At 62.0% G+C, this 21,046-nt stretch carries 21 protein-coding genes and 1 pseudogene; 10 read left to right on the top strand and 12 right to left on the bottom strand.

Going from position 1 to position 21,046, the window contains the following annotated elements; all coding sequences use genetic code 11:
• Together MHX65_RS07600 and MHX65_RS07595 are read left to right on the top strand one after the other, a co-directional pair.
• On the top strand, positions 1–1,384 hold a 1,384-nt coding region (locus MHX65_RS07600), incomplete at its 5' end, for a PTS fructose transporter subunit IIC (RefSeq protein ID WP_239269540.1).
• Between the two features lie 55 nt (positions 1,385–1,439).
• On the top strand, positions 1,440–1,709 hold the full coding sequence (locus MHX65_RS07595) for an HPr family phosphocarrier protein (protein ID WP_239269539.1): 270 nt from the start codon (positions 1,440–1,442) through the stop codon (positions 1,707–1,709).
• A gap of 221 nt (positions 1,710–1,930) precedes the next feature.
• Here MHX65_RS07595 and MHX65_RS07590 read toward each other — a convergent pair whose 3' ends face one another.
• Positions 1,931–2,962: an HNH endonuclease signature motif containing protein gene (locus MHX65_RS07590; protein WP_239269538.1), complete on the bottom strand. Its 1,032-nt coding sequence runs from the start codon at positions 2,960–2,962 to the stop codon at positions 1,931–1,933.
• A 126-nt stretch (positions 2,963–3,088) separates the two neighbouring features.
• Positions 3,089–3,496 (bottom strand): annotated as a pseudogene (locus MHX65_RS07585) (solute carrier family 23 protein); the annotation flags it as partial.
• A 221-nt stretch (positions 3,497–3,717) separates the two neighbouring features.
• On the opposite strand from MHX65_RS07585, the gene MHX65_RS07580 reads away from it, so the two are divergent.
• The 4 genes from MHX65_RS07580 to MHX65_RS07565 all read left to right on the top strand — a co-directional run bounded on the left by MHX65_RS07580 (position 3,718) and on the right by MHX65_RS07565 (position 6,324).
• Positions 3,718–3,990 (top strand): hypothetical protein, encoded by a 273-nt coding sequence (locus MHX65_RS07580; RefSeq protein ID WP_239269537.1) that lies wholly within the window; start codon positions 3,718–3,720, stop codon positions 3,988–3,990.
• Positions 3,991–4,114: 124 nt separating this feature from the next.
• On the top strand, positions 4,115–4,489 hold the full coding sequence (locus MHX65_RS07575; RefSeq protein ID WP_239269536.1) for an excalibur calcium-binding domain-containing protein: 375 nt from the start codon (positions 4,115–4,117) through the stop codon (positions 4,487–4,489).
• Positions 4,490–5,482: 993 nt separating this feature from the next.
• Positions 5,483–6,001 (top strand): hypothetical protein, encoded by a 519-nt coding sequence (locus tag MHX65_RS07570; protein ID WP_239269535.1) that lies wholly within the window; start codon positions 5,483–5,485, stop codon positions 5,999–6,001.
• A gap of 35 nt (positions 6,002–6,036) precedes the next feature.
• Entirely contained in the window at positions 6,037–6,324 is a 288-nt protein-coding gene (locus MHX65_RS07565; protein WP_239269534.1) for a hypothetical protein, read from the top strand.
• 438 nt (positions 6,325–6,762) lie between these two features.
• Here the strand turns inward: MHX65_RS07565 and MHX65_RS07560 are convergent, their stop codons facing one another.
• The 3 genes from MHX65_RS07560 to hflX all read right to left on the bottom strand — a co-directional run bounded on the left by MHX65_RS07560 (position 6,763) and on the right by hflX (position 10,430).
• Positions 6,763–7,482, bottom strand: a complete 720-nt coding sequence (locus MHX65_RS07560) for an HNH endonuclease (RefSeq protein WP_239269533.1) — start codon at positions 7,480–7,482, stop codon at positions 6,763–6,765.
• A gap of 126 nt (positions 7,483–7,608) precedes the next feature.
• A complete protein-coding gene (locus MHX65_RS07555; protein ID WP_239269532.1) occupies positions 7,609–8,889 on the bottom strand; it encodes a uracil-xanthine permease family protein in 1,281 nt (426 codons plus the stop codon).
• A 32-nt stretch (positions 8,890–8,921) separates the two neighbouring features.
• On the bottom strand, positions 8,922–10,430 hold the full coding sequence (hflX, locus tag MHX65_RS07550) for a GTPase HflX (RefSeq protein WP_023030607.1): 1,509 nt from the start codon (positions 10,428–10,430) through the stop codon (positions 8,922–8,924).
• A gap of 75 nt (positions 10,431–10,505) precedes the next feature.
• Between hflX and MHX65_RS07545 the strand changes: the two genes are divergently transcribed.
• Positions 10,506–11,315, top strand: coding sequence for a hypothetical protein (locus MHX65_RS07545; RefSeq protein ID WP_239269531.1), 810 nt, complete (start codon positions 10,506–10,508; stop codon positions 11,313–11,315).
• A gap of 11 nt (positions 11,316–11,326) precedes the next feature.
• Complete coding sequence (locus MHX65_RS07540; RefSeq protein ID WP_239269530.1) at positions 11,327–11,875, top strand: hypothetical protein; 549 nt, start codon at positions 11,327–11,329, stop codon at positions 11,873–11,875.
• 5 nt (positions 11,876–11,880) lie between these two features.
• Here the strand turns inward: MHX65_RS07540 and dapF are convergent, their stop codons facing one another.
• From dapF to MHX65_RS07525, 3 genes are read right to left on the bottom strand one after another with little or no spacing between them, the layout of a single operon-like run.
• A complete protein-coding gene (dapF, locus tag MHX65_RS07535) occupies positions 11,881–12,726 on the bottom strand; it encodes a diaminopimelate epimerase (protein ID WP_239269529.1) in 846 nt (281 codons plus the stop codon).
• A gap of 10 nt (positions 12,727–12,736) precedes the next feature.
• Positions 12,737–13,636 carry a tRNA (adenosine(37)-N6)-dimethylallyltransferase MiaA gene (gene miaA, locus MHX65_RS07530; protein ID WP_239269528.1) on the bottom strand — a complete coding sequence of 300 codons (900 nt, stop codon included), beginning with the start codon at positions 13,634–13,636 and terminating at the stop codon, positions 12,737–12,739.
• Complete coding sequence (locus tag MHX65_RS07525) at positions 13,618–14,238, bottom strand: hypothetical protein (protein ID WP_239269527.1); 621 nt, start codon at positions 14,236–14,238, stop codon at positions 13,618–13,620. The genes miaA and MHX65_RS07525 overlap by 19 nt, the downstream gene beginning before the upstream one ends.
• Before the next feature lie 136 nt (positions 14,239–14,374).
• On the opposite strand from MHX65_RS07525, the gene MHX65_RS07520 reads away from it, so the two are divergent.
• Positions 14,375–15,679 carry a DUF349 domain-containing protein gene (locus MHX65_RS07520; RefSeq protein WP_239269526.1) on the top strand — a complete coding sequence of 435 codons (1,305 nt, stop codon included), beginning with the start codon at positions 14,375–14,377 and terminating at the stop codon, positions 15,677–15,679.
• On the top strand, positions 15,679–16,779 hold the full coding sequence (locus MHX65_RS07515; RefSeq protein WP_239269525.1) for a GNAT family N-acetyltransferase: 1,101 nt from the start codon (positions 15,679–15,681) through the stop codon (positions 16,777–16,779). Before MHX65_RS07520 ends, MHX65_RS07515 begins: the two co-directional genes overlap by 1 nt.
• On the opposite strand, the gene MHX65_RS07510 is transcribed toward MHX65_RS07515, so the two are convergent.
• The 4 genes from MHX65_RS07510 to recA form a co-directional block, all read right to left on the bottom strand.
• Positions 16,776–17,402, bottom strand: a complete 627-nt coding sequence (locus tag MHX65_RS07510; protein WP_239269524.1) for an Rv2732c family membrane protein — start codon at positions 17,400–17,402, stop codon at positions 16,776–16,778. The genes MHX65_RS07515 and MHX65_RS07510 overlap by 4 nt on opposite strands.
• A 22-nt stretch (positions 17,403–17,424) precedes the next feature.
• Positions 17,425–18,951: a tRNA (N6-isopentenyl adenosine(37)-C2)-methylthiotransferase MiaB gene (gene miaB, locus MHX65_RS07505; RefSeq protein WP_284771451.1), complete on the bottom strand. Its 1,527-nt coding sequence runs from the start codon at positions 18,949–18,951 to the stop codon at positions 17,425–17,427.
• A 183-nt stretch (positions 18,952–19,134) separates the two neighbouring features.
• Positions 19,135–19,734 (bottom strand): recombination regulator RecX, encoded by a 600-nt coding sequence (recX, locus tag MHX65_RS07500; protein ID WP_239269523.1) that lies wholly within the window; start codon positions 19,732–19,734, stop codon positions 19,135–19,137.
• A gap of 39 nt (positions 19,735–19,773) precedes the next feature.
• The gene (recA, locus tag MHX65_RS07495; RefSeq protein WP_023030598.1) at positions 19,774–20,910 is read right to left on the bottom strand and encodes a recombinase RecA; all 1,137 of its coding nucleotides are present in this window, start codon (positions 20,908–20,910) and stop codon (positions 19,774–19,776) included.
• Between the last annotated feature and the right edge of the window lie 136 nt (positions 20,911–21,046).

The following is a 21,046-nucleotide window of genomic DNA, read 5'->3' as shown; positions in this document are numbered from 1 at the left end:
GCTCGCGGTCATCTTCGCCACAGACGTTGGCGTGCGCGACCGCGAGCGCTTCGCGGGCAAGCCCGTCATCGAAGCCGGCGTCAAGCGGGCCATCAACGAGCCCGGCAAGATGCTCGACGAGGCCATCGCGGCGGCGAAGAACCCAAATGCCCGAAAGGTCTCTGGCACCGCCTCTTCCTCCTCCGCAGAAGAAGAAGGAAAATCGCTGGGTTGGGGCAAGCGCATCCAGCAGGCGATTATGACCGGCGTGTCCTACATGGTGCCGTTCGTCGCCGCCGGCGGCCTTCTCTTGGCCCTCGGATTCCTCTTCGGCGGCGCCGATATGGCCAATGGCTGGCAGGCGCTTTCCACGGATTATTCCCTGTCCAACCTGCCGGGCAATGAGATTACCGTCGACGGCGAGACCATGTCGTTCGAGAACTCCGGGTTCGGGCTCTATATAGGCGCGGTTCTCTTTGCCATTGGCCAGGCCGCGATGGGCTTTATTGTCGCCGCACTTTCTGGCTATATCGCCTACGCCTTGGCCGGGCGCCCTGGTATTGCGCCGGGCTTTGTCGGCGGTGCTATCGCCGTGACCCTCGACGCGGGCTTTATCGGTGGCCTGGTCACCGGTTTGTTGGCCGGCTTTATCGCCCTGTGGATTGGCAATTGGAAAGTCCCGCGCTGGCTCGGTTCCCTCATGCCGGTGGTCATCATTCCGCTGCTGACTTCCCTCGTCGTTGGCCTGTCGATGTACCTTTTGCTGGGCGCCCCACTGGCCGCGCTGATGGAGGGCCTGCAAGATTGGCTGTCTTCCATGTCTGGGTCTTCTGCCGTAGTGCTCGGCATCATCTTGGGCCTGATGATGTGCGTCGACCTGGGTGGCCCGGTCAACAAGGCCGCATACCTCTTTGCCACCGCAGGGTTGTCCACCGGCGATGCAGCCTCCATGCAAATCATGGCCGCTGTCATGGCTGCCGGCATGGTGCCGCCCATCGCTCTGTCCTTGGCAACCTTCATCCGCAAGTCGCTATTTACCCCTGCCGAGCAGGAAAACGGTAAGTCCGCCTGGTTGCTCGGCCTATCCTTCGTCTCCGAAGGCGCCATCCCCTTCGCCGCGGCCGATCCGTTCCGCGTCATCCCTTCCATGATGGCTGGTGGCGCCGTGACGGGTGCTATTTCCATGGCGCTGTCGGTCGAGTCGCGCGCCCCGCACGGTGGTATCTTCGTTGCCTTCGCTATCGACCCATTCTGGGCCTACCTGGTAGCCATCCTTGCCGGCGTGACGGTATCCACCGTCGCGGTCTTGGCCATGAAGCAATTCTGGCCCAATAAGACCGTCCAGCAAGCTGCGCAAAAGGCTGCTCCAGAGACCAAAACCGGTTCCCAGAACGTGGCGGCATAAACCAAACGCTCGTACACTGGATCACGATAAATTAACTACAGAAAGGATAATTTCCATGGCTTCCAAGACTGTAAAGGTGGGCTCCTCTGTAGGACTGCACGCACGTCCTGCCTCCATCATCGCTGACGCCGCCGGCGAATACGACGAGGACATCTTCCTGAACCTCGTCGGTGAAGATGACGATAACGAAACCGACGCGGCTTCTTCCCTGATGATCATGGCCCTCGGTGCCGAGCAGGGCGACGAGGTCACCGTTACCTCTGACAACGAAGAAGCCGTTGAGAAGATCGCCGGCCTCATCGAGCAGGATCTCGACGCTTCCTAAGCGCTGCTGCTCATAACTAGCGTTTAAACACGACTCGTACGCTCCTCGCCTTGACGGCGGGGAGCTTTTGCGATCCATCGGCGGGTTTCCCAGTGCCCATTGCGCCGGCTATTCAGCTCGCTCGCGCGGCGCATAAGCACGGTCGCTAGGATTTTGACCCTGAACCTGTAAATCCGTGCGGGGTGCGGATCTTTTTGTGCTAATCCTCTTGTCCCGGATTCTTAGGATGGCGGCCTGTCGTTTTCGTTCGGGCTGCCGGGGTTCGTGGCCCACGGCGGAAGCCAGCGGACCTTTCCTTGTATTCGGGCCAATCTCCCGCGCCGCGGCGGGGCCTGCGGGTCATCATCGTTGACGCCGTTATGGTACGGGCAACAAGTAGCGAGGTTAGCGGCATTGGTATTGCTACCGTGCTGCCAGCTTTCTAGGTGGTGGATCTGGCACTCATCGGCAGGATAATTGCATTTTTCCCAGGGGCATACGGGATTGAAGGCGGCCGCCATCAAGCGCTGCTTCGCGTTGGCAAACCGGGACGTGCGGTACAAGTTGACCGGCCCTTCAACGGGATGCACAAGCGTGATGTACCCGTGATCGCTTAAGACGCGGCTCGCGAGGTCGGCACCGCTGATGCGCGAGCCATTGGTAAGCTGCAGGGTTATTTCCTCGCCATCGCCATCGACGATGCGGTCGAGCTCGTCCAAGGTGATGACCACCTGCGTGGTGACGGTGGTGCGCGCCCCAGACTTCCCGCCGAAGAAGATGGATTTGACCGATTCCAATGGGCGCTCGGTATCAAGGGCAGAGTGCATATCGGCGACGTCGGCGGATTCCCCGGTGATGGTCAACGACCACGGTCCGCGCGGCCGGCGGGTGATCCGCACCCCTTTCTTCGGAGTGCGGGGCGGCTGTAGCTCCCGCAAGAGGTCGCGCGCCCGCTTACGCAAGGCAGTGGCGCTTCCGCGGAACTCACATAACTCGGAGCGTATGGCCCAAGCATCGCGCTGAGTGCGAGCGCGCAGCGCGAACTTTTCGATGAGGCTGAGCACGTCGAGCGGGTGCGTCGTCGAGCGCGCCGTGCGTTGCTTGGCGCTAAAGGCACAGCGGCCAAAATAGACATCGCAAAGATGCACCACCTCGCGCGCGGCGATGTCGCTGGCGCCGCGCTGCACCACATCACGCTCGCTTAAGCCCCGGGCGGCGGCGATGATATCCATCCCTTGGCCCAGCGCGGTTAAATAACGGTCGAGTGCGTTCATGCCGCCTAGTACAACGCACAATCCGGCGCGGCCGCGACCGCACGCACGAAGGCCTGTGGATTAGGCCGCGAACCGTACCGCCACGGCGCTATTTCGCGGCGGGGTCAACAAAGTTATCCACAGAATTTAGTATTTAGCGTCGTGGCCTTCGCCCACGGTTTCGTACAGCCGCCGCATGATGGGATACGCAATGATGATGCCGACAGAGCCCCAGGCGATGCCCTCCAAGCTCACCCCACCCACGGTCAGGGTCAGGTTGCCGATGCCCGCGATCAAGGCCACCGCGGCCGCCGTCAGGTTCACCGGGTTATTGAAGTTGACCTCATTATCCATCCAGATCCGCACGCCCAGCATGCCGATAAGCCCATAGAGCACGAGGGTGGCCCCGCCAAGCACGCCGGTGGGGATGGTGAAAATCAGCGCACCGAACTTCGGGACGAACGCCAGCAAAATAGCGGTCAGGGCCGCAACCCAATACGCGGCCGTGGAATAGACGCGCGTGGCGGCCATAACGCCGATATTCTCTGCAAACGTTGCAACCCGATTCCACTACCAGTGGTTTCACAGTTCCGCAGGTCAGAACCGTCCGAGCATTCAGGTTATTCCGGCCATTCCGGGGGTTCCGGCGTGGCTTGCGGGATTTTTGCGGGATCCTGGAGGTGTCCCCCGCTACCCGCGTTGTGTTCTGCCTTGCGAGCTGGGCGGCTTAGGATACTTTCGTACCCCCTGTGACACGAGATACTGGGAGTTGAATTATGGCTGAGCAGCATAAACCGCCAACCTGGAAAGCCGTCCTGGCCTGGGCCTCCACCATCCTCGGGGTGCTGGTGGTGCTCGGAGGTCTCCTCAGCATCGAGAAGGGCGGTGTTGGAGCCTTCATCGGTGCGGTCATCATGGGGGTCGCGATCATCTTGCCTGGCGGCTGGTGGATGTACTGTGAGAAGCACGACAGGGACGCTCTGCGGAAGCCGCGAAGGGGGTTGAGAATTACACGTTCTTGTCCGAAGCGGATCGTACCTGCTTGGTAAGCCGCCCGCCGCTGAGAAGGTCAACCGGCGGTGGCCTGTCATTGCCATCGGGTCCATCGTGGGGCTGGTTGTGGGGTCTGCGATTGTCCCGGCGACAGAGAGCGACGTACCCGAGAAGGAGCCTGTGGTGGAGACTCCTACGGCGATGCAGACCTGCGTTGTGGAGGTGACCTCAGAGGGGGCTGTGACCGCAGAGGTCACCCTGACCGAGGTGGTCACCCAGGAGGAGGAGCCAGAGCAGGTTGAGGAGCCGGTGGAAACCGCTGTCGAGGAGAGCAACGACACCGCTGCGGGGGACGTGGAGGAGGCTAACGCTCCGGCCCCTGTGGCGGATCCTGCTCCCGCCTATGAAGCTCCTGTCGCCCCCGCCCGTGAAGCATCCACCTACTACAAGAACTGCGCAGCCGTGCGTGCTGCCGGTGCTGCTCCGCTCTACACAGACAGCTCCGGTAACAGCCGCGATCTCGACAAAGACGGCGACGGCGTGGCCTGCGAGTAGCCCCACCTAGAAAGGAACCCATCATGCAGTGCACCACTATCCGGCCCATGGGCGTCTTGATCCCCGCTGCCCTGCTCCTGTCCGCGTGCAGCAGCGCTAATGAGGCCAAGGAGGACATCACCACGACTGCGGAAGCCGCTCCTTCCACCGAGGTGGCTGCGTCCTCGGACCCCACACTGGACACCATCAATGAAGGAGAGCCTTTCACCATCACCTGCGATGGTGATCGGACCTGCGACATTGACGTCACTATCAGCAACGTGGCTCTACATGACCAGTGTCCCCGAGTCGCCAGCTACGTAGACGCCCCACCGAGGAGCAGACCTATCTCACCTTTGACGCGGAGATCGCCGTCAATGAGTACTCCTGGTCGGATAACTTCTCCTTCACCACCGGCGACGCGAAAGTGCTCACGAAGGACGGATATTCGGAGCCGCTGGGCATCGCATTCGATTGCGAATCTTTGTCCCCCACAGGGGATAGCCTCACCCGCGTGGGTGAAAACAGCGCACGCAGAACGTCTACGCGGTACCTGCGAACGCGGAAAAGCTCATCATCTCACCCCGAGAGGTGCGACGAAGGCTTGGGTACTGGATCTTCCAGGGGCTCCGGCCCCTGCTCAAGGTGATGACAACACCTCAGAGCTACCCGCGCAACCCGCCCAGCTGGTCGATGACGCCACGGCACCGCCTGCCCCGCCTGTACAGGACACCGGGCAGACCACCTCCCACTGCCTCACCGACCACACCCTTTACCAGCGTGGCACCACGGTATTCACCGACGGCACCACCGGATGGACGAAACAGTGCGCAGCGGAGTTCGACGCCGCCCTGTAGCCCCCTGCAAAACTCCTTACCTGCCCCTGACCTCATGCAAGCCAGGGGCGCTTTCGTACGTATCTGACGTGAGGGGAATCTCTTCTTCTCGGTTGTGAAACCTGCGGCACTACCCTACCATGATTGATATCCCAGTCCCACTAGTTAAGGAGGGGACATGAGAATCAAAAAACTACTTGCGGTCAGCCTTAGCGCAGCGGTATTCGGCCCACTCACTACGATCCCCGCGCAGGCTGTTGACATGCCAGATCCTGCGGTTTGGGGCGCTTGCCCACAAGACGGAGCAAAAGACATTGGCAAGGTGATCCGCACATGGCACGGTGGCCCCTACGGGCCGCCAGAAAACCAGCTTGGCGCTGGCGACATCACCCTGAAATGCGGAACTGAGAACGTCGGATTCCGCCACATTGTCAACCGCCACGGCCCGCAGTGGCAAACACTCGCCGACATCGAGGGACGTAACTGGCGCGACATCGCAGACATGGCGCTCACCAAGAACATCACTAATCCCGATCAAACTGCCCCGCAAGATGGTGGCAAATGGTGTGTCAGCTCAGAGATCTATCTCGTCAACAAGGACTCTGGAGAAGTCGTCAAGACAAAGCGAACAAAGACGATCCTGACCGACAAGCATGAAGTGCTCACCACTTTTCCGACGGATGACGGGTGCAACTGATGTCACCCCAGGCCAACTCCATCAAGGAGCAACTCGTGGCATACTTTGCTAACCACAAGCGGCTCCATCTTATGGAAGATGACGATGGGTTAAGGGTCAATATAGTCCGAGGTCACGCCAAGAACGTAGTCAGTTCCATTCCGATAGCACTAACCGATTCAGAGTGGATAGGCTACTTTGAGAGATGCGCTAGGGATGACAACCATCCAATCTCTCTCATGGCTGTACATCTTGACGAAGCCGTATCCATAGCAGTTGAAGCGAAAATGAGTCCAGCAAAAATAGTGCTAGACGGAACCTTCGCTCCCATACCAAAAGGATAAACCCAGCACAGTGGGACACGGGAACATCACCCGTGGCCCTCCTTGCTATGCTTGGATCCCAATGAGAAAACCCCCGATGGCCTGCGCACCACCGGGGAAACAACGGGCCTGTCCCCCACCACGAGGATCAAACACCTCCAAGGAGTATAGCACGGCTATCCAACGCCGCGTCACCAAACCCCGCAAGAAGGCCGACAGCACCTACACCAAAGGCCGCACCCGCTGGGTAGCCCGCTACCGGAACAACATCGACCGGGAGCACTCCAAGACCTTCGACACCGAGAAGCAGGCCAAAGCCTGGCTCCAGGAGCAAGTGCGCGCGCTTCACCGCGAGGAGTGGATCGACCCCAGCCCGCAAGCGCACCGTCCAGCAGATCATGGAAGCCTGGGCCGCCCGGGCCGTGCGCAAGACCACCCGAGACCTCTACCGGATCACCATCAACAACCTTGGCCCCTGGCCTCTACAGGGTGTACCAGCGTGATGTACCCGTGATCGCTTAAGACGCGGCTCGCGAGGTCGGCACCGCTGATGCGCGAGCCATTGGTAAGCTGCAGGGTTATTTCCTCGCCATCGCCATCGACGATGCGGTCGAGCTCGTCCAAGGTGATGACCACCTGCGTGGTGACGGTGGTGCGCGCCCCAGACTTCCCGCCGAAGAAGATGGATTTGACCGATTCCAATGGGCGCTCGGTATCAAGGGCAGAGTGCATATCGGCGACGTCGGCGGATTCCCCGGTGATGGTCAACGACCACGGTCCGCGCGGCCGGCGGGTGATCCGCACCCCTTTCTTCGGAGTGCGGGGCGGCTGTAGCTCCCGCAAGAGGTCGCGCGCCCGCTTACGCAAGGCAGTGGCGCTTCCGCGGAACTCACATAACTCGGAGCGTATGGCCCAAGCATCGCGCTGAGTGCGAGCGCGCAGCGCGAACTTTTCGATGAGGCTGAGCACGTCGAGCGGGTGCGTCGTCGAGCGCGCCGTGCGTTGCTTGGCGCTAAAGGCACAGCGGCCAAAATAGACATCGCAAAGATGCACCACCTCGCGCGCGGCGATGTCGCTGGCGCCGCGCTGCACCACATCACGCTCGCTTAAGCCCCGGGCGGCGGCGATGATATCCATCCCTTGGCCCAGCGCGGTTAAATAACGGTCGAGTGCGTTCATGCCGCCTAGTACAACGCACAATCCGGCGCGGCCGCGACCGCACGCACGAAGGCCTGTGGATTAGGCCGCGAACCGTACCGCCACGGCGCTATTTCGCGGCGGGGTCAACAAAGTTATCCACAGAATTTAGTATTTAGCGTCGTGGCCTTCGCCCACGGTTTCGTACAGCCGCCGCATGATGGGATACGCAATGATGATGCCGACAGAGCCCCAGGCGATGCCCTCCAAGCTCACCCCACCCACGGTCAGGGTCAGGTTGCCGATGCCCGCGATCAAGGCCACCGCGGCCGCCGTCAGGTTCACCGGGTTATTGAAGTTGACCTCATTATCCATCCAGATCCGCACGCCCAGCATGCCGATAAGCCCATAGAGCACGAGGGTGGCCCCGCCAAGCACGCCGGTGGGGATGGTGAAAATCAGCGCACCGAACTTCGGGACGAACGCCAGCAAAATAGCGGTCAGGGCCGCAACCCAATACGCGGCCGTGGAATAGACGCGCGTGGCGGCCATAACGCCGATATTCTCTGCATAGGTCGTGGTACCGGAGCCGCCGAAACCACCGGCGAGGGAGGAAGCGAGGCCATCGGCAATCAGGGCATCGCCGGCAAGGTCGTCCAAGTCGCGGTTGGTCATCTCAGAAACGGCCTTGACGTGGCCGACGTTTTCCGCAATCAGCACCACGAGCACCGGCAAGGCCACGGCGATGGCGGAAAGATGGAACTCTGGGGCGTGAAATTCGGGCAGGCCTACCCACGGCGCGGCATCGATGGCAGCCCTGGCATCCTCGCCTAAATTACCGGTCAGGGCGGCGAAAACCCAGCCGACGACCACGCCGATGAGGATGGACAGGCGCGAAACCATGCCGCGCCCGGCAACCGTGGCTAGGAGAATAACCAGCAGCGTGATGCCTGCGACCAAGGGCTGCGAGGCGAAGTTCTCGGCCGCATTCGGCGCCAAATTAAGCCCGATGAGCGCGACGATGGCGCCGGTAACCGCCGGCGGCATCACAGCATCGAGCACCCGCTTGCCGGCAGCCTTGACCACAAAACCGACCGCCACCAGCACCAAACCGGTCACCAGAATGGATCCGGCCTGCGCCGCAATCCCGTATTGCTGCGAGGCGGTCAGCGGGGCGATGAAGGCAAACGACGAACCCAGGTAGGACGGCAGGCGATTGCGCGTAATCAGCAGGAAGAGGATGGTGCCGATGCCGGAAAACAGCAGCGTGGTATTGACCGGAAATCCGGTCAGGGTGGGCACCAGCAGCGTGGCACCAAACATCGCCACCACGTGCTGCATGCCGATGCCAATGGTTCGGCCCCAACTTAGTCGTTCCTCGGGCGCGACCACGGCGCCTGGTGCAATTTTCTTACCGTCGCCGTGGACGGTCCAACCTAGTATGCTCACGAACCACCATTATGGCCCATGGAGCACGAGTTTTAGGAATCTTCCTCCACGATGAATTCGGCGAGCTCGCGGGCGGTGGTGGCGGGCAGGCGGACATCGACAAGCGTGCCGTCCTCGGTGTATTCCTCGCTGCGCACGGTGCCCTCGGCGTGCACGCGCGAGACGACATCGCCGCGGGTGAAGGGAACCTGCAGCTTAACGTGGCTATCGCGGGAGTTGAGGAAGAGCTCCACGCGCGCGCTCAGCTCGTCGATGCCCTCCCCCGTGCGCGCCGAAACATAGACGACGTCCTCATGATCCAGGACGTGGCGCAGCTCCGCGAGCACGAGCGGGTCGGCCTGGTCAATCTTGTTGATCACGATGATTTCCGGCGGGGCCTGCTCACCAGTCTCGCTGACGATATCGTAGATGACCTTATTGACCGCCTCGATTTGCTTGAGCGGGAACGGGTCCGATCCGTCCACGACGTGCAGCATAATATCGGCGGCGAGTACTTCTTCCAGGGTGGATTTGAAAGCCTCCACCAGCTGGGTAGGCAGGTGGCGAACGAAGCCGACGGTATCGGTGAAGACGACCTGGCGGCCATCGGCAAGCGAGGCCCGCCGCGTGGTGGGATCCAGGGTGGCAAATAGGGCGTCTTCCACAAGCACGCCCGCGTTCGTCATGGCATTAATGAGCGAGGATTTGCCGGCGTTGGTGTAGCCGGCGATGGCGATCTGGGCGATCGTGGAGGACTGGCGCCGGGAACGCTTGACCTCGCGGGCGGTCTTCATCCCGCGCAGTTCCTTGCGCAGGCGCGCCATTTCGGTGCGAATGCGCCGGCGGTCGGTCTCGATCTTGGTTTCACCGGGCCCGCGCAGGCCGACGCCACCATTGGAACCGGCGCGGCCGCCGGCCTGGCGCGAGAGATTGCCGCCCCAACCGCGGGTGTGGGTATAGAGGTATTCCAGCTGCGCCAGCGAGACCTGCGCCTTGCCCTCCTTGGACTTTGCGTGTTGGGCAAAGATGTCCAAGATGAGCATGGTGCGGTCGATGACCTTGGTATTGAGCGCGCGCTCTAATGCCGTGAGCTGGCCGGGGTTCAGCTCACCATCGCACACGACGGTATCGGCGCCGGTGGCCTCGACGATATCGTGGAGCTCTTTGACCTTGCCCGAGCCGATGAAGGTGCCTGGGTCCGGTTTATCGCGCTTTTGGTAGATCATTTCGACCACGTCCGCGCCGGCGGTTTCGGTCAGGGCGGCCAGCTCATCCATCGTGGCCTCGACCTCCGCTACGGTGCCTTCGGTCCACACGCCCACGAGGATGACGCGCTCGAGGCGCAGTTTTCGGTATTCCACCTCGTAGCCATCGGTGGTGTCCTCGGCGCGGATGGAGGTCTCGCGGGTAACGCGGCGGAAGGCATTGCGCTCGGCCAAATCTAGATCGCCGCTGGTGGGCGTGGTTTCCTGCGGGGTGTCCGCGTGGTCGCGGAAGGCCTGGGCGAGAAGTTCGTCCTTGCTCGCCGAGCTATCAGAATTCTGCGGGGAAAATTTGTTCATATTGCTATCTATTTTGGCACGTTAGACCGCAAAACGGGAATTGCGGTTTCCGGGCTTACTGGACAAAGCGATACAATGGTGCCTATGGAAACGACGCAGCCTAGGCCAACGACTACTACCCAGAAGAAGAATACCGAGATGCAGGCGATCGGCCTGGATTTCGAACGCTGGCAGGACGCGGTCGAAGCAGCCATCGCCACGAACCGCCTTGCCGTTACCGGCGAGGTCCGCGGTGGCCAGCTCATTCAATACGGCGACCCCTCGGGCGCCCAGCTTAATATCTTGGCGGTCGAACCCTACGCCACCTTTATCGGCTTCGACGCGGTCACGCAGGGTTTCGCCCACGTGGAGATGTTTAATGACGTGCTAGCGATCATGGACATCATCGATCCCTTCGGCACGCCGCTGGCCCAGGTCACGGCGAACCTCGCGCAGGGGCCGCTGTTGGCAGAAGAACCGCGGCAGGAATGGCAGCAGGTATCGCTGACCGCCATGGGGCTCGATATCACCACCTACGAGTCCCCGGCCGCCTACGAGGCCGAAAACGGCGAATACCCCGCCCTCTTTGAATCCGAGGGCGCCCGCGTCATCGCCTCTGGCTCCGGCGCGCAGGCCCCCACGCCGGCGGCTACCTTCGCCGCCCGGGTGATGGAAGCCGAATGGCGTACCAATGAACTCACCGGTGAGAAATTCGCGCACCTCGTCATGGATGGGCTATTCCCCTTCGATCTCTGCCTGCCGGCGGACCGTGGCGAATTGCCGGTCAAGGATTCCGTGATCTCCGGTACGGCCCTGCTCACCGCCGCTATTGACATGCCGTCCGGCGGCTGCGGCGATGGCGGATGCGGTTGTGGATCCGGCGGTTGCGGCTGCGGCGGGCACTAGATTTTTAGGCCATGCCTTTCCTTAGCGATCCGCAAAACCGGAGGACACTTGTCTTTGTCCTCTTGGTCCTTTGCGCGATCGCGATCGTTGTAACGCTAAAACTGCCCGGCCTCATCATCGCCGCCATGCTGGTGGGCGCGGGCTGGTTCATGCTGCGCACGCGCCCCGATACCGCGGAAAGAAAGGCCCTGCGCAGCTCCATTTCGCTTTCGGCGGACGATATCCAGGACGTCATCGCCGAATTCGAGGAATTCGAAACGTCCACAGAGGCCGAGCCGCTGGCGGATCGCACGCTGTACCGGCCTGCACTGCTGGACCTCGACTGTTCCCACCCCGCCATCGATGCGTTCCACTACGAATTGGCTGGGGCACGCCGCTTTCTCCGCCGGCTCAATATCCGCATCCACTCCCACGGCATGCGCACACAGGACTTGGAAGCCCTCCTCCGCGTCACCGATGAGCGCACCCGCGAGCTGAAAGAATCGTGGTTGGCGGCCCGCCGCGCGGCCTTCCGGCTCGGCCCGGATTACCGCACCCGGCAGTTCGACGACGAAGACTAAGGCTTTTACAGGCTCGTTTCGCCCGTCGCGACGATGGCGGACGGTCCCGTCAAGCGCGTGCCGTTCTCATAGACCTCAACGGTGACCTCGCCGCCAGGAACGTGGACGTGGACGGTGCCGAGGGCTTGGGCGGCATCGGCAAGCGCGGCGGTAGCTGCCGCGACCGTGCCCGTACCGCACGACTGCGTCTCCCCAACCCCGCGCTCAAAGACGCGCATATGCACGTGCCCCTCGCGCAGCGGGGTGACCAGCTCAAAATTCACCCCGCCCGGGAAGAAGGACTCATCGTAGACCGGCGCCGTTAGGTCCTTGGCGGCCAAAGCTGCTGGCTCCAAGCCCGGAATGACGGCCGCGAGGTGCGGGTTGCCCATATCCACCCCGAGGCCGGCGTAGGACTCACCGCCCACGGACGCGGTAGATACCCCGGTCACGCGCGCGGGGCCCATCTCCACGGTGACGCTCGCGTCGGTAGCGTCACAGGAATGCACCGTCACCTGCTTGGCGCCCGCCCGGGTACCGATGGTGAATGCGTCCTCGCCCACCAAGTCGTGCGAACGCAGCCAGTGGGCAAAGACGCGGGTGCCATTGCCGCACATTTCCGCCACGGACCCATCGGCGTTGCGGTAATCCATAAACCAGTCGGCGGAATCCACCCCGTCCGGAAGTGCCGCCAGCTCTCCTGCGTCCACGAGGGCGCCGGCGCGCACTACGCGCAACAGGCCATCGCCGCCGATTCCCGCCCGGCGGTCACACAGCGCCGCTACGCGCTCCGGTGAGAGCGGCGCCTCGGCGTCGAAGTCTTCTACGATGACGAAGTCATTTTCGGTTCCATGGCCTTTGGCAAATTTCATGCCTTCTACCCTAGCGCCGAAGCGCATACAAAGCCTGGGCCATAGTATCGCCCTCGGCATCGAGCCAGGTAATGCGCTTATCGCGGTTAAACCAGGAACGCTGGCGGCGCACGTACCGGCGGGTGCCAGTAATCGTGCGCTCCACGACATTCTCCCAGGTCAGCTCGCCGCGCTGGGCTTGTAGAACCTGCGCATAGCCAATGGCGCGACCCGCGGTGGAATCGGCCACAAGCCCCTTATCCTGCAGGCGCTCGACTTCCTCGACGAGGCCTTGCTCAAACATGAGGTGCGTGCGCTTTTCGATGCGCGGGTTCAACCACTCGCTATCAGTCCGCAGCCCCAGCAGCTTCGTCCCCCACCGGGGCGGGCCGTTCTTCGGCGGCTGGCTGGCCTTAAAGGACTTGCCGGTCAGCTCGATGACCTCGAGCGCCCGGACGGTGCGGCGGGGGTCTTTGTCCTCGATGATGGCGGCGGCGGCCGGATCGACGCGTGCGAGCTCGGCGTGGAGTGCATCCGTTCCGATATCGGCGCGGCGGGCCTCGTATTTGGCCCGCACCTGCGGATCGGTGGGCGGGAATTGCCAGTCATCCACCAACGCCTGGGCATAGAGCATGGATCCGCCGACGAGGATGGGCGTCTTGTCGCGGGACATGATGTCCTCGATATCGCGCAAGGCCGCCTGCTGATAGCGCGCCACGGAAGCAGTCTCCGTCACGTCCCAGACATCGAGTTGGTGATGCGGGATGCCTTCGCGCTCTGCGGGGGAAAGCTTCGCGGTCCCGATATCCATGCCGCGGTATAACTGCATGGAATCGACATTGACCACTTCCCCACCCAGTTCATGGGCAAGGGCCAGCCCGAGCGCGGATTTGCCGGACGCGGTGGGGCCAACTACTGCGATGGGGCGCATGTTACCTCCCAACCTGCCACGTAGCGGCCTACCCCGAGGGTGGCGTCCGTCGCCCGGACCTGCGCGCGCTTGGGCGTGCAGGCGGCAAGCTCGAGCCAGAGCGCTGGCTCTTCCACGCCGCGTTGCTTCAGCCATTCGGCCTCGCTGCTTGCCGATGCCCCCATCAACACCTCCTCGCACCACCGGTGCGCCTCCTGCGCGCCGGGGATAAGGGCCAGCGGTGCTCTCTCGGTAAGCCCCGCGCTGCCGTCTGCGACCACGATGCTAAGGACCTTTGGGTCTGGCGTGCCCAGGCGGTCGCGGCTATCGCGCACCGTTATCTGTGGGACCGTGGAAAGGACGTAGCGGGCCATGATTTCTGGCAGGTAGTTTCCGGCGCCCACGTGCACCTGGTCGGCTCCCCAGGCGCGTAGGCTTCCCGCGTGGCGGGTATGCCACCGCGAGGAGCGGGATCCGATAATTTCTGCTTCGCCAATGCCGGCGGCTGCGGCTTCGACCGCCAGCGTGCGCGCCGCTGCCAGCAGCGCCCGCGAGGCGGCATCGTTGGGGGCTAGCTCGACTGCCAGCGCCGGCGAGGCGGCCATAACCATGAGATTGAACATTATTCCTCCATACTATCTACCCAAGAGGAGGTAATTAAATAGATTCTAGGCACACGGCGATTTTTCGCGGTAATGTAACCAGTGATTTCATCCGGCAGCCGTGACGCGCGGCGATATATGTCTAGGAGGGCTTTCCATGTCTCCCACCCCTACCCCAGGTTCCATGCCCAAGAAGGGCCCCCGCCCCACAGCCAAGCCCGTGCCCGTGCAATCACCGAGCAAGAACGATCCGGCCAAGTGGGGGCGCGTCGATGCCGATGGGTCCGTCTTCGTTTCCGCCCCCGAGGGCGAGCGCAAGATTGGAGAATGGCAGGCAGGCTCTGCGCAGGAGGGCCTCGAGCAATTCGGCGCCCGGTATGATGACCTAGCCACCGAGATCGAGCTCCTAGAGGCTCGCCTGCGCGCCAACCCAGGCGAGGCCGCAGGAATCAAGCAAACCGCCGCCGAACTCCGCGAGACCCTGCCTACCGCTGCGGTCATTGGCGATATCGCGGCGCTGGATCGCCGCCTCGCTGCGGTTATTGATCACTCCGTTGTGGCCGGTGAGCAGGCGCAGGCGGAGCGGGAAAAGCGCCGTCAGGACGCGATTGCGGCGAAGGAAAAGCTCGCCGCCGAGGCCGAAGAGATTGCCGAAAACTCTACGGAATGGAAGGCCGCCGGCGACCGCATCCGCGCCATTTTGGAAGAGTGGAAGCAGATTAAGGGTATCGATAAGAAGACCGATGACGGCCTGTGGAAGCGCTACTCTCGCGCCCGCGATTCCTTTAATAGGCGCCGCGGTTCGCACTTTGCGGATCTCGATCGTGCCCGCGCGGCGGCGCGAAAGAAGAAGGAAGAACTCGTCGAGCGCGCCGAGGCCATCCAGGACTCCACCGATTGGGGCCCCACCGCCCGCGCCTACCGCGATCTAATGGCGGAGTGGAAGGCGGCCGGCCGCGCCCCGCGCGAGGTCGATGACCAGCTGTGGGCGAAGTTCCGCGCAGCGCAGGACCGCTTTTTTGATGCCCGCAATGCGGTCAACGACGAGCGGGACCGCGAGTTCGCCGAAAACGCCAAGGCGAAGGATGCGCTGCTTGCGGAATACGACAGCCAAATCGACCCATCGCAAAGCATGGACAAGGCCAAGGCTAAGCTGCGTGAGCTGCAGGAAAAGTGGGAGGAAATCGGCTTCGTGCCCCGCAACCAGGTGCGCGAGTACGAATCCAAAATTGAGCAGCTAGAAAAGCGCGTCACCCAAGCAGAAGAATCCGAATGGCGGCGCACCGACCCTGAAGCGCAGGCTCGCGTGGCCCAATTCCAGGCGAAGGTGGAAGACTTCAAGGCCCAGTCCGCGGCCGCAGAGGCTAAAGGCAAGGAGAAGAAGGCCGCGGAGCTGCGCGCGCAGGCGGAGCAATGGCAGGAATTTGCCGATGCCGCTGCCAATGCCGTCAACGATAAATAGTGCACCTCGTTCAGATTGCGCGCCCAACCCAGGTAGCCGAGGCTGAACCGGCGGATTGCATCCGTTCCTTTGTTTTCTGGGCAAACCTGGCGGCGCAGGAAGCAAGCGGCGATGCGGCGGCCTCGACTTCGCCTAGCCGCGTGGTGCACCGCCTGCAGGGTTCGGGCGAATCGCAGACCTACCTTTTCGCGGTGGTCGATGGGCCGGCGACGCTCGGGCCCGTCTCCGAGCTCGGTCTGCCCCAGATCCCCGCCACCGCACCGAGCCCCGAGCTGGACTACGTGGGATTTATCCACATCAGCCTGCCGCTTTTAGAAGAGCGCAATGCCGCGGAAATCGAGTGCGTCCTGTGCGATCTACCGCTGCCCGGTGAACCCCTTGATGCCGAGGGGCACAAGGTGGCTACCTGGATGGGAGATACCGCCTTAAAAATCACCCAGCAGCTCGGCCGCAGCGTCGCGCACGTGGGCCTGCTGCACCCGCCGGAGACGGCGCCGGAATATGACGCAATGGCGGCGGTCTACCAATCCCTGGGCTTTACGCAGCGCCATAGCGAGCGGCAACTAGCCATCGATATTCCAGAGCACCCGGCTGCCGCCCTCTTTCCGCCCGGGCTTTCGGCCGCGATATGGCAGGACTATGCCATTCCGGAAGAACATATCGACGATGTCATGCGCCTTTTAACGGTTGCCTCCGCGGATGCCGATACCGGCACCTTATCCACCGAGCCCATCGTCTGGTCCCGGCAGCGGTTGGAAGAAGCGCATCAACGCCTGCGCTCGCGGCGCGGACATACGCTGCTCGTGGCGCTCATCGATGATGCTGGGGGCATCGTAGCGCTCACGGAGCTAGCACGGCACGAGGCCGCAGATCCGGAGGTCTGCGAATGGACCCTCACCGGCACCGACCGCGACCACCGCCGGCAAGGACTGGCGCAATTGGCAAAACTCACCGCCCTGCACGAGGTCAACCAAGCGTGGCCACAGGTGCGCCGCTGCTATTGTTCCGTCGCAGCCGGCGACGCCGCCATGAACGCGCTGTATGCGCGGCTCGGGGCGCGGGAAATCTCCCAGTCTTCTGCCTGGGAGCTCCACCTTTAGCCCTCGTGCTGGTGGCGGTGGCGCTCGGCGGCCTTTTTCCGGCGGTCATCGACAAGCATCTCCTGCGGCTGCGGGGACGCAATATTGGATTGGAATTTGCCTACCTCATCCAGCTGGCCTGCCGAGGCACGAACCTTTTCTTCTGCCGCGCGCTGCTCTGGGCTACGCCGCAGGGCGACGAGGCTAAAGCCCAAGAAGGCCAGGAAGGTTGCCAGCATGCCCACCCACATGCCAATGGCCGGGCCGTCCGCAGTAGAGCCGCGGTACCAAAAGCCCCACAGGTTAACGAAGAAAGAAACCGTCACCATCATCCACGCAATCAGCCCGAAGGTGGCGCGGCGGGTCAGCAGGGTTGCCGTCGTCAGCACGCCCACGCCAAGTAGCGCGAGCCACGCGGAGATGGTCTCCATCAGCGAGATCTTCACCCCGTCCTCGGTGGTGCCAAAACTTAAGGCCTGCCACCCGTGGGCGGAGCCGGCATAAGGAACGATGAGGTAGACAATATAGGCCGCCACAGCGATCCACAGCGTCACCTTTTGCCCACGCAGATCCATGGTTTGTGCTGCTCGGCGCTCCGCCTGTGCCGCTTCCTGGGCGGCGGTGGTGGTATTTCGCTCTCTCATGGCACCCTAGCCTACTCCCCGGTTAGCAGCCGCAAGAATCCGCTGCGGCAGCGCCAGCAGGCTTGCCGATGCCCGGCAGCCCCAAGCCCACCCCAATCGGAGCGGTAGTGGGGGTTTGGCCCGCTGCCGACATGTCGCCGGCCTTGGTGCGGGTGTGGACGCTTACTGCGGCATCGGCAAGCAAGAAGAACGAGCCTGCGCCCGTGACTTTGGTGCGCACGACGTCGCCGGGGCGAATCTCGGCGGAGATATCCGCGCCGTTGTCATCAATAGGGCTAAAGTGCACGAGGCGCCCATCCCGAGCTCGACCCGACATGCGGTGGGTCTCATCGTTCTTGCGTCCGCCCTCAGCTTGGACCAAGAGCTCCACCTCAGTGCCCACGAGCTTCTGGTTCTCTTCTGCCTGGATGCTATCTTGCAGCGCAACGAGCCGCTCGAAGCGATCCTGGACGACTTCCTTGGGGACTTGGTTGTCCATCTCCGCCGCAGGGGTGCCAGGGCGCGGGGAATACTGGAAGGTAAATGCCGAGGCGAAGCGGGCGCGGCGGACCAAGTCCATGGTGGCCTGGAAATCCTCTTCGGTCTCGCCCGGGAAACCAACGATGATATCCGTGGTAATCGCCGCGTTCGGAATCTTCTCCCGCACCTCATCGAGGATGCGCAGGAACTTCTTCGTGCGGTAGGAACGACGCATGTCCTTCAAAACCTTATCCGAGCCAGATTGCAGCGGCATGTGCAACTGTGGGCACACCGCCGGGGTTTCCGCCATGGCGTCGATGACATCCGAGGTGAATTCCGCCGGGTGCGGGGAGGTAAACCGCAGGCGTTCGAGGCCGTCGATCTTGCCCACTTCGCGCAGCAGCTTCGAGAAAGCAAAGCGATCGCGCGGCATTTCTGGATCGGCGAAATTCACGCCATAGGCGTTGACGTTTTGGCCCAAGAGGGTGACCTCAGAGACGCCCTGATCCACCAGCGCCTGTACCTCGGCCAGAATATCGCCTGGCCGGCGGTCCTCTTCCTTACCGCGCAGGGAGGGAACGATGCAGAAAGTGCAGGTGTTATTGCAGCCCACGGACACCGATACCCAACCCGCGTAGGCGGATTCGCGCTTAGCAGGCAATATGGAGGGGAACGCCTCTAGCGAATCGACGATCTCGACCTGGGCTTCCTCGTTATGGCGGGCGCGCTCGAGAAGGGTGGGCAACGCTGCCATATTGTGGGTTCCGAAGACCGCATCCACCCACGGCACATTGTCGAGGACGGTGTCCTTATCCTTTTGTGCAAGGCAACCGCCCACGGCGATTTGCATGCCAGGATGGTTCTCCTTCGTCTTCTTCAATGCGCCCAGCGTGCCGTAGAGGCGCTTGTCGGCATTTTCGCGGACAGCGCACGTGTTAAAGACGATGAGATCCGGCTCCGTGGCCTCGTCTGCGGCCGCGTAGCCAGCTTCCTCCAGCAAACCGGAAATGCGCTCGGAATCGTGCACATTCATCTGGCAGCCGAAGGTTCGGACTTCATAGGTACGGGTTTCAGGAATTGTCTGCTCCACGTCGGCATAGTTTAGCCATCACCCAGAACAACTCATAACCGTCGCAACTCGGCACCCGTGCAGGCACGTGGGTGGGATCGGGCACGCCGTGAGGCGCGTTGGGGCACGGGCCCGCGATGGGTGGGGCGCGTGTGCGAGTCACTAGGTTGGAGCCAACAAGGCACTAAGCCCCATCCGCCGGATTTAAGGAGAAGACAGCTCCTCGCACCGTTCATCAAGGGCGCTAATGGCGATGTTTAAAGACATCCCCTCGTTGAACCCGCGGCGCGCCAATACTCCCACGATCCTGCGTAGCGCCTTTTCCCGTTCCTTCCTATCTGCAGGAACGGATTTCACGCTGTGCGCCTTCTTTTCCGCCAAGGCTCGGGCCATCGCTTCTTCATCGGCCGCGTCAATTTGGGTGAGGGCTTCGTCTCGGTCTTCTTGACTTACGCCCTTCTCCCAGAGCTCGCGGTCGAGGACGCTGCGCGATTTCCCCCTCCGCTTATGCCGCTGCCGCACCCATTCGGCGGCAAAGGCGGCATCGTCAATTAAGCCGGCATGGGCCAAGTCATCGAGGACCTCGTCAACCACCTCAGGGTCGAATTCGGCCTGTACTAAGCGGTCGTACAATTCCTGACGGGACCGCGAACGCTGGTCGAGCAGGCCCAATGCGCGGGACCGCACCTTTGATTTTGCCTCTTCGGCCTCCCGATCAAAAAGCCCGCCCCCGGCTTCTCCTTTTTCATAGGCTTCAAGGGCCTGGCGGAGTTGCTCTAGCTTGTCAGGGGCGGGTTGATTCATAGCGCGGGTGTTAAGCGGTGGGAGTGTTGGTGGACAGGCTTAGTCGTCATCGAAGTCGACGTTTGGGACCAAATCTACGGATTCATCCGTCAATGGGTCATCGGAGCCGGGGACATCCATGGCGGTAGCTTCTTCACCATTTGCCGCCTCTTCCCCAATGCCGAGCTTCTGGAAGATCTTCTTTTCGATCTCATTGGCAAGGTCGGGGTTGTCCTTCAAGAAGGAACGCGCCTTTTCCTTACCTTGGCCCAGCTGATCGCCTTCGTAGGTAAACCAAGAACCGGACTTGCGGATGAAACCGTTTTCTACGCCGAGATCGATGATGGAGGACTCGCGAGAAATGCCCTCGCCGTACATGATGTCGAACTCGGCGATCTTGAACGGCGGGGAAACCTTATTCTTTACCACCTTGAGCTTCGTGCGGTTACCGATGGCGTCTTGGCCATCCTTCAGCGTCTGGATACGGCGGATATCGCAGCGCACGGAGGAGTAGAACTTCAGCGCTTTACCACCGGTGGTGGTCTCCGGGGAGCCGAACATCACACCAATCTTCTCGCGCAGCTGGTTGATGAAGATTGCGGTGGTGCCGGAGTTATATAGCGCACCGGTCATCTTGCGCAAGGCCTGGGACATCAGGCGGGCTTGCAGGCCGACGTGGCTATCGCCCATCTCGCCTTCGATTTCCGCCTTAGGGGTCAGCGCCGCCACGGAGTCCACGACGATAATGTCGATGGCGCCGGAGCGCACCAGCATGTCCGCGATTTCCAGAGCCTGCTCACCGGTATCGGGCTGGGACACGAGGAGGTTATCGGTGTCGACGCCTAGCAGGCGTGCATATTGGGGGTCGAGGGCGTGCTCGGCATCGATAAACGCTGCAATGCCGCCGTCTTTTTGCGCCGAGGCAATGGCATGCAACGCCACCGTCGTCTTACCGGAAGACTCTGGGCCATAGATTTCCACAATTCGCCCGCGCGGGAAGCCACCGATGCCCAGCGCCACGTCGATTGCCGTGTTGCCGGAAGAAATGGCCTTGATGGGCGGGCGATCATCATCACCCAAGCGCATAACGGCGCCCTTGCCATAATCCTTTTCGATCATGGCCATAGCGGCATCTAGCGCCTTCTTGCGGTCATCTCCCTTGGTTGCGGCTGAGGATGATTTCTTTTTCGTTGCCATTGTTATAAATCCTTATCTCGTACGACGCTGCGTGAACACTTAATTAGACTGCTGCAGAACCCTAAATGGTTCCGCCCTCATTGCGATCCCACTGTAGTCGCCCACACCGACACCCCAACTAGAGTACATACATCTG

Source organism: Corynebacterium sp. ACRPS (assembly GCF_022346005.1).
Taxonomy (GTDB): Bacteria; Actinomycetota; Actinomycetes; order Mycobacteriales; family Mycobacteriaceae; genus Corynebacterium.
This window is presented reverse-complemented; position numbering and strand designations above follow the sequence as displayed.